Origin of the sequence: Sphingomonas sp. CCH5-D11 (genome assembly GCF_001557395.1) — a bacterium.
GTDB lineage: Bacteria > Pseudomonadota > Alphaproteobacteria > Sphingomonadales > Sphingomonadaceae > Sphingomonas.
Genome location: NZ_LSKH01000053.1, coordinates 1 through 7733, shown reverse-complemented (window position 1 = coordinate 7733; position 7733 = coordinate 1). Strand labels below are relative to the sequence as shown.

General features: G+C 66.0%; 5 protein-coding genes. 2 read left to right on the top strand and 3 right to left on the bottom strand.

All coding sequences use genetic code 11. The features are described from left to right. A partial coding sequence (locus AX702_RS03415; protein WP_066776165.1) for a dipeptidyl-peptidase 5 occupies positions 1–1747 on the top strand: 1747 nt, incomplete at its 5' end. A 43-nt stretch (positions 1748–1790) separates the two neighbouring features. On the opposite strand, the gene AX702_RS03410 is transcribed toward AX702_RS03415, so the two are convergent. Continuing rightward, entirely contained in the window at positions 1791–2423 is a 633-nt protein-coding gene (locus AX702_RS03410) for a glutathione S-transferase family protein (RefSeq protein ID WP_066776162.1), read from the bottom strand. Positions 2424–2537: 114 nt separating this feature from the next. On the opposite strand from AX702_RS03410, the gene AX702_RS03405 reads away from it, so the two are divergent. Further along, entirely contained in the window at positions 2538–5186 is a 2649-nt protein-coding gene (locus tag AX702_RS03405; protein ID WP_066776159.1) for a valine--tRNA ligase, read from the top strand. A 155-nt stretch (positions 5187–5341) separates the two neighbouring features. Here the strand turns inward: AX702_RS03405 and AX702_RS03400 are convergent, their stop codons facing one another. Both AX702_RS03400 and AX702_RS03395 read right to left on the bottom strand, forming a co-directional pair. Next, complete coding sequence (locus AX702_RS03400) at positions 5342–7189, bottom strand: acetyl/propionyl/methylcrotonyl-CoA carboxylase subunit alpha (RefSeq protein WP_066776156.1); 1848 nt, start codon at positions 7187–7189, stop codon at positions 5342–5344. A 130-nt stretch (positions 7190–7319) separates the two neighbouring features. Next, the coding region (locus AX702_RS03395) for a DUF4440 domain-containing protein (protein ID WP_066776153.1) at positions 7320–7733 on the bottom strand (414 nt) is incomplete at its 5' end.

Below are 7733 nucleotides of genomic sequence, written 5' to 3'. Positions count from 1 at the left end.
CGGCAGCACCGTTTATTACACTGCAGGCGACGCCATCTGGTCCGTGCCGGTCACCGGCGGCACGCCGCGCAAGCTGACCAACTTCGCTGGCGGGTTCAACGGGTTCAAGGTGGCGCCGACCGGTGACAAGATCGTCATCTGGGCCGATCGTCGGCCGGGCGCCCCCAGCCTTGAGCTGCCGATGGTGAAGAAGCGCGCCGATGCAGGTTCGGGCCGGGCGTATGACCGGCTGTTCGTTCGCCACTGGGACACCTGGGCTGATGGCACCCGATCGCAGCTCTTCGTCCTGCCGCTCGGCTCCTCAGGTGCGCCGGGTAATGGCCAGGCGATCGTCGGCACACTGGTCGGCGATACGCCTTCCAAGCCGTTCGGGGGCGGGGAGGAAGTGTCCTGGAGCCCGGACGGGAAGACCATCTACTTCGCCATGCGGGAAGCGGGCCGGATCGAGCCAACCTCGACCAACCTCGACATTTTCGCGGTTCCAGCGGATGGCAGCACCGCGCCGGTGAACCTCACCGCCGAGAACCAGGCGACCGATAACCAGCCGACTGTCTCGCCCGACGGTCGCACGCTAGCCTGGTTCGCCATGCGCCGTCCCGGCTATGAAGCGGATCGGCAGGTGCTGATGCTGCGCGATCTAGCGAGCGGCCGGGTGATCTCGCTGACAGAACGGTGGGACCGATCCGTAGGCTCAATCGCCTGGGCCGCAGATTCCAAGTCGCTCTATGTCACCGCCGACGACACGCAGGAAACGCCGCTGTTCCGCGTCGATGCGCAGACCGGCGAGGTGAAGCGGCTGACGCAGCAGGGCCATGTCGGCGCGGTGGCGGTGACGCCGACCGGGCCGGTCGTTGCGCTGGATTCGCTGACCGCCCCGGCAGACTTCTTCCGTATTGGCACAGGCACCGCGCCGCAGCGGCTGACCAGCGTCAACGCCGCCAAACTCGCCGGCATCGACATGCCGGTGGTGGAGCGGTTCAGCTTTACCGGCGCGAACAACGATACCGTCTGGGGCTATGCGGTGAAGCCGGCCGGCAGCACCGGCAAGGTGCCGGTCGCCTATATGGTTCACGGCGGGCCGCAGGGTTCGAGCAACAACAGCTGGTCCTATCGCTGGAACCCGGCGGTGTTCGCGGGCGCCGGTTACGGCCTTGTCGCGGTCGATTTCCACGGATCGACGGGATATGGCCAGGCCTTCACCGATGCGATCCGCGACAATTGGGGTGGCTGGCCGCTGGAGGACCTGAAGAAGGGTCTGGCCGCTGCAACCGCGAAGTTCACCTGGCTCGATGGGGACAATGCCTGCGCGCTCGGCGCTTCCTATGGCGGCTATATGATGAACTGGATCGAAGGGCAGTGGCCCGATCGGTTCAAGTGCATCGTCCAGCACGACGGCGTCTTCGACGCGCGCGCCATGGCGTACGAAACCGAGGAACTCTGGTTCGACGAGTGGGAGCACGGCGGCAAGACCTATTACGAGGACCCGCAGGCCTTCGAGAAATGGAACCCGGTCAACCACGTCGCCAAGTGGAAGACGCCGCAACTCGTCATCACCAGCGAAAAGGATTTCCGCATCCCCTATACTCAGGGGCTGGCCGCTTTCACGGCGCTCCAGCGGCGCGACATTCCGTCGCGCCTTGTCGTGTTCCCGGACGAGAATCATTGGGTGCTGAAGCCGAAGAACTCGCGGCAATGGTACCGCGAGGTGATCGGCTGGATGGATCAGTGGACCCGACAGGCTCGCTGACGGATTCGCGTTGAGGCGCTGCCGCTGAGGCGCCGACCAGCGTTCAGGTGAGCGGCGCCGTGAAATCCGGCTCCGCCTTTGCCATGGCGCGCACATAGGCGGGTCGGGCGGCGATCCGCTGTAGATAGGCAAGGATGTTCGGATACCCCGATATGTCCCGCGGTGCGAACACGCGCCCCGTGGTGAGCGGAAAGTGCATCATGATATCCGCGGCGGAGAAGGATTGGCCCGCAAGATAGGGCAACGACCCCAGCCGCGCCTCGATCATGGCATAAGCGCGATCGCCTCGTGCCAGCAGCGGCCGGGCGCGGTCGCCGCCGCCAAGCAGACCAACCACCATTGACGTCATCAATGCCGGCATCATGGACGAGTTCGCGAAGTTGAACCAGAACAGGTAATCGGCGAAGTCGGGATCGCCCGCGCGCCGGGCGAGCGCTTCTCCGCCGCGTGTGGCGATCAGATATTCCACGATGGCGGCCGATTCGCCGAGCACGAACTTCCCGTCGGTGATGACCGGCGCGGTGCCGAACGGATGAAGGGCGCGATAGGCCTCGGGTGCAAGCCGCGTCGCCGGATCGCGCTCGTAACGGCGCAGGTCATATTCGATGCCCAGTTCTTCGCAGAGCCAGACGATACGGTCGGATTGTGAGATTCCGAGATGATGAACCGTCAGCATCGCGCCTTCCTCTCCTTTTTCCGCCGGGCAGCGTAATGCACGCTTCCCAAACTAGCCACGTTCGACGTTGCTCAGTGGCTTTGCAGCTTCGGGCTGGCTGAGTAGAGCCGTGCCATGAGCGAACTGCCGAAAACCTTTGATCCCGCCGCAATCGAATCCCGCTGGTACAGCCATTGGGAGGAGAACGGCCTGTTCCGCCCTGAGCGCCCGCATGCGGAGCCGTGGACGATCGTCAATCCGCCCCCCAATGTCACCGGCTCGCTCCACATCGGCCACGCGCTGGACAATACGCTGCAGGACATCCTGACGCGCCACGCGCGACTGAAGGGCAAGGACGCGCTCTGGGTCGTCGGCACCGATCATGCCGGCATCGCGACCCAGATGGTGGTCGAGCGGCAGATGGCGCTCAAGCAGCAGAAGCGCACCGACTTCAGTCGCGAGGAATTCGTGGCGAAGGTGTGGGAGTGGAAGGCGGAAAGCGGTGGTCAGATCACCGGGCAGTTGCGCCGCCTTGGCTGCTCCATGGACTGGGCCAACGAGCGCTTCACGATGGACGAGGGCTTCTCGAAGGCCGTGCTCAAGGTCTTCGTCGAGCTTCACCGCCAGGGCCTGCTCTATCGCGACAAGCGGCTGGTGAACTGGGATCCGGGCCTCGGCACTGCCATCAGCGACCTTGAGGTCGAGACGCGCGAGGTGAAGGGCAGCTTCTGGCAGATCCGCTACCCGCTCGCCGATGGGTCGGGCACGATCACCGTCGCCACGACGCGTCCTGAGACGATGCTCGCCGATATGGCTGTTGCCGTGCATCCCGAGGACGAGCGCTACAAGGACATGATCGGCAAGCAGATCCGCCTGCCGATCACCGGCCGCCTGATCCCGGTGATTGCCGACGAACATGCCGATCCGTCGCTCGGCACCGGTGCGGTGAAGATCACGCCGGGGCACGACTTCAACGATTTCGAGGTGGGCAAGCGCGCCGGCATGAAGGCGGGCGAGATGCTCAACATGCTCGATGCCAAGGCGAATGTCACGCAGACCGCGGACGGCCTGATCCCGGCGGAGTTCCTGGGGCTCTCGACGGCGGACGCGCGCAAGATGGTGGTCGCGCGGCTGAAGGCCGATGGCGTCCTCGTCCCGCATGTCGACAAGGAAGGCATGGAGCATGACGCCGAACCGCGCACGATCCAGACGCCGTACGGCGATCGCTCCGGCGTCGTTATCGAGCCGTGGCTGACCGACCAATGGTATGTCGATGCCGGGACGCTGGCTCAGCCGGCGATCGAGGCGGTGCAGTCCGGCGCGATCCGGCTGGTGCCCAAGACGTGGGAGAAGACCTTCTTCAACTGGATGGAGAACATCCAGCCGTGGTGCGTCAGCCGCCAATTGTGGTGGGGCCACCAGATCCCGGCGTGGTTCGACGCGGACGGCAAGGCCTATGTCGCCGAAACCGAGGCCGAGGCACAGGCGCAGGCGGGCGAGGGCGTTGCCCTGACGCGCGACCCCGACGTGCTCGATACCTGGTTCTCCTCCGCGCTCTGGCCGTTCGCGACGCTGGGCTGGCCGGACAACACCGATCCGACGCTCGGCGGCCGCTATCCCAATGACGTGCTGATCTCGGGCTTCGACATCCTGTTCTTCTGGGATGCGCGCATGATGATGCAGGGCATGCATTTCATGAAGGACGTGCCGTTCCGCACGCTTTACCTGCACGGCCTGGTTCGCGCGGCGGACGGCGCGAAGATGTCCAAGTCCAAGGGCAATACCGTCGATCCGCTCGGCCTGATCGACAAATATGGCGCCGATGCTTTGCGCTTCTTCATGGCGGCGATGGAAAGCCAGGGCCGCGACATCAAGATGGATGAGAAGCGCGTCGAGGGGTACCGCAACTTCGCGACCAAGCTGTGGAACGCGAGTCGCTTCTGCCAGTCGAACGGGATCGGCGGATCGACCACATTGGAGCCGCCGGCCGCCACTCATCCGGTCAACAAGTGGATCGTCGGCGAGACGATCAAGGCGATCCAGTCGGTCGACCTGGCGCTCGGCGAATATCGCTTCGATGCCGCGGCGAATGCGATCTACCAGTTCGTCTGGAGCCAGTTCTGCGACTGGTATCTCGAACTCATCAAGGGCTCGATCGACGAGGAGACGAAGGCGGTCGCGGGCTGGGTGCTCGACCAGATCCTGGTCGTCCTTCACCCATTCATGCCGTTCATCACCGAGGAACTGTGGCACGCGCTCGCGCCGCGCGAGCACGACCTGATCGTCGCGCAATGGCCCATGGCGGACGCGCGCGCGATCGATCCGGCGGCCGGGCAGGAGATCGACTGGTTGATTCGGCTGGTGAGCGAGGTGCGCTCCAGCCGTACGGAGCTGAACGTGCCCCCAGGCGCGCGCCTGCCTTATGCGGTGGCGGACGCCAAAGAAGAGACGCAGGCGCGCCTGACGCGCAACGCAGCCACGATCGCCCGCCTCGCGCGGATCGATCCAGGCGAGGTCTCGGGCGGCACCGCGCAGGTGGTGGTGGACGAAGCCACCTTCCGCATCGCGCTGGGCGACGTGATCGATCTTGCCGCCGAACGCACCCGCCTCGCCAAAGCGATTGCGGCGGCGGAGAAGGAGCGTGACGGGCTGGCCGGGCGCCTCAACAATCCGAGCTTCGTCGAACGCGCGAAGCCCGAGGCAGTGGAAAAGGCGCGTGCCGACCATGCCGAGAAGGCGGCGGAAGCGGAGCGGCTGACAGCGGCGCTCTCGCAGCTGGGATAGTACCCGTCATGCCGGGCTTGTCCCGGCATCCACCTGGCCGCAAACCTAGAGGTCGAGGCTTGCGGAGCCCCGGGCCCCGGCACAACGCCGGGGTGACGGAGCGGGTGTGGCGTTGGCGCGATTTCTGCCGCCTTTGCAGTAGGTCGGGTCGAAGGTCAGCCCTCCTGCCGCTCCACCTTCACGAGCAATGTGCCTTCGGTCACCTGTCCGCCGGTCTCGGCGTTCAGCTCCGCCACTGTGCCGTCGAACGGGGCGACGAGGCTGTGCTCCATCTTCATTGCTTCGAGCGTAACCAGCTTCTGGCCCTTCACCACCGCCGCGCCGGTCGCGACCTCGACCGCGATGATGCGGCCGGGCATGGGCGAGAGGATCGCGCCGTCCGCGGCTGCGCCGCCGGTGGCGCCGGTCGCGCGGAAGGGCGCGAGCTCCCACGTCTGGCCGCCTTCAGTGATGAGCACGCTGTCGAGCGGTTCGGGCAGTTCCACGTCGGGAGCGTCGGTGAAGTCGATTGAGATCGGTTCGCCGGCAAGGAGAAAACGGCCTTCGCGACGCGCGGGTGCGTTGAGGCGAAAGCCTGCCATCGGCAGGTCAGGCGAAAGCGCGGCGGCGGCCTCGATCAGCGCTTCCTCGCTTGGCAGCGCGCTCGGCATCAGCGCATCGCCCTCGCGAGCGATCAGGCCGGTATCGACGTTGCCGGCCGCGAAATCGGGATGATCGAGCGCTTCGACCAGGAAGCCGGCATTGGTGCGCACCGGCCAGATCACCGCCTCATCGAGCGCATCGGCGAGCAGCTCGCGCGCCTCGTCCCGCGTGTCGCCATGCGCGACCAGCTTGGCGATCATCGGATCGTAGAAGGGACTGATCTCCGCGCCCTGCTCGACGCCGGTGTCGACACGCACCGCATCCCCGAGGTCGAGCGCATCGAGCCGGCCGATCGAGGGGAGGAAGCCCTTCACCGGATCCTCGGCATAGAGCCGCGCTTCGATTGCCCAGCCGTTGATGGATAACTCGTCCTGCCGGCGCGGCAGCGGCTCTCCGCTGGCGACGTGCAACTGCCATTCGACCAGATCCTGACCGGTGATCGCCTCGGTAACCGGGTGCTCGACCTGGAGGCGGGTGTTCATTTCCATGAACCAGATGCGGTCGGCACGGAGGCCCTCGGAGGCGTCGGCGATGAACTCGATCGTGCCCGCGCCGACATAATCCACCGCCTGCGCCGCCTTCACTGCCGCGGCGCAGACCGCCTGACGCGTAGCCGCGTCCATGCCCGGGGCTGGGGCCTCCTCGATCACCTTCTGGTGGCGGCGCTGAAGCGAACAATCACGTTCGAACAGGTGGACGACATTGCCGTGGCTGTCGCCGAACACCTGCACTTCGATATGGCGGGGCGCGAGGATGTATTTTTCGATCAGCACGCGATCGTCGCCGAAGCTGGATGCTGCCTCGCGCCGGCAGGAGGCAAGCGCGTCGGCGAAGTCCTCCGATGCATCGACGCGGCGCATGCCCTTGCCGCCGCCGCCGGCGACTGCCTTGATCAGCACCGGATAGCCGATTGCATCCGCCTCTCGATGCAGACGTTCGGGGGTTTGGTCGTCGCCGAGATAGCCTGGCGTCGTCGGCACGCCGGCCTCCTGCATCAGCTTCTTGGCGGCATCCTTCAGCCCCATGGCGCGGATGCTGGCGGGGCGCGGGCCAACCCAGACGAGGCCGGCGTCAATCACGCTCTGCGCAAAATCGGCATTCTCGCTGAGAAAGCCGTAGCCGGGGTGAATCGCCTCGGCGCCGGTCTCCTGCGCGGCAGCAATGATGCGGGCGCCCACGAGGTATGATTCGCGCGCGGGCGAGGGGCCGATGTGCACCGCCTCATCCGCTTCGCGCACGTGCAACGCCGCGGCGTCCGCATCGGAAAAGACCGCGATGGTCCGTACGCCGAGCGCGCGGGCAGTGCGGATGATGCGGCAAGCGATTTCGCCGCGATTGGCGATCAGGAGCGAGCCGATCATGCCGCGTCACCGCAGGTATTCAGGAGGTCAAGGCTCTTGCGCGTGTTTTTGCATAGCGGGTCAACATGTCGTGCGGTGGCAGTGATCATGGGTTTAAAAATACCTGTAGGCGTGGACGGCGGGACAGCAATCATTGGGCGCAGCCGGTGGTGCGCTGCGTCCAGGTGATGTTGTTGATCCGCCAGCGGCCGCCGTCCCGGACCAAATCGACATGGTTCGTACCGCAATGGCTGGGCTTGCCGTCGACAGTGAAGGTGTAGCTGCCCCAGACCATCGCGATGTTCCCGTCGATCTCAATCGCGGGCAGGCCGGTAAAGGCCTCGGCGAGCTTCGGTCCAGGCTTGCCGAGCCGGTTGGCGAAGCTCGCCCAGTCGCTGGTGGTGACGGCGGTGCTGCCGTCCGCCTTCTCCACGACGGCGGTGGCGCGGCCGTCGGGGCGGACCTCGGCCAGGATGGCGGCCGGGCTGTTGGCGGCGAGAGCGTCGAACAGGCGCTGTACGGGGGCGATGACCTGACCTTCTTCGGACGCGGGCGGGGGGAGGGC

Excerpts from the sequence above, each read along its gene's own strand:
- AX702_RS03405 (WP_066776159.1), top strand. The coding sequence starts at position 2,538 with ATGAGCGAACTGCCGAAAACCTTTGATCCCGCCGCAATCGAATCCCGC.
- AX702_RS03410 (WP_066776162.1), bottom strand. The coding sequence starts at position 2,423 with ATGCTGACGGTTCATCATCTCGGAATCTCACAATCCGACCGTATCGTC.
- AX702_RS03400 (WP_066776156.1), bottom strand. The coding sequence starts at position 7,189 with ATGATCGGCTCGCTCCTGATCGCCAATCGCGGCGAAATCGCTTGCCGC.